The organism is Paraburkholderia madseniana (assembly GCF_009690905.1).
GTDB classification, from domain to species: Bacteria; Pseudomonadota; Gammaproteobacteria; order Burkholderiales; family Burkholderiaceae; genus Paraburkholderia; species Paraburkholderia madseniana.
This window is the reverse complement of the sequence record NZ_VOSW01000317.1, coordinates 1-603: the sequence shown is the minus strand read 5'-3', so window position 1 is coordinate 603 and position 603 is coordinate 1. Positions and strand designations below refer to the sequence as shown.

1 pseudogene is annotated in these 603 nt (G+C 57.4%); it reads right to left on the bottom strand.

Annotation, left to right across the window (positions count from 1 at the left end):
- Positions 1-485, bottom strand: a pseudogene (locus tag FSO04_RS49150) (PDDEXK nuclease domain-containing protein); the annotation flags it as partial.
- Positions 486-603 lie beyond the last annotated feature (118 nt).

Below are 603 nucleotides of genomic sequence, written 5' to 3'. Positions count from 1 at the left end.
TCTTGATTCAGGCTCCTGGATTCACCGGGTGACACCGGTGGTTCTCTCCTTCTATGCGGCGAGAAGTGAGAACAACTTCTATAAGCGACCTCGTGTCGCACCTCCACGATGTTGTTCAAATACTTGACCTGACGAACAGTGATGGGCATCTCGCGCTCGGCACTCACCGCGGTAAGCGTGGCCAGATTGGAGCCGCTTTTGTCGATGGTTACCGTCTCGGGCGAGCCAAAAAAAAGTAGGTCCACCCTGAACCAAGCGTCGTCGATCCGCAACCGTCGCTGCCGGCCGAGAAAGGCGAAGTCGTCGCCAAGCTCCAGCAGGAAGTCAGTCAGGTGGCGGATCAGACCGTCTTCGAGGTCGGACTCGGAGTACTCGTCCTTCAGGTCGAGAAACTCCAGCACGAACGGATCCCGGATGGCCTGCTCAGGCGTCGATGCGTCGTCAGCGTCGGACTGCCCGGCCTTCTGCAGCATCGCCTGTTGATTTGCACGGAATCCTGACCCACGATTTGCATTGAATTCTGACCCACCCGTTGGACCAGCTTTGCGGGTTATTCGGTGGGTGTCTGGGTCTTCTTTCTCTCCTTCTTTGGCTGTGTCGTGC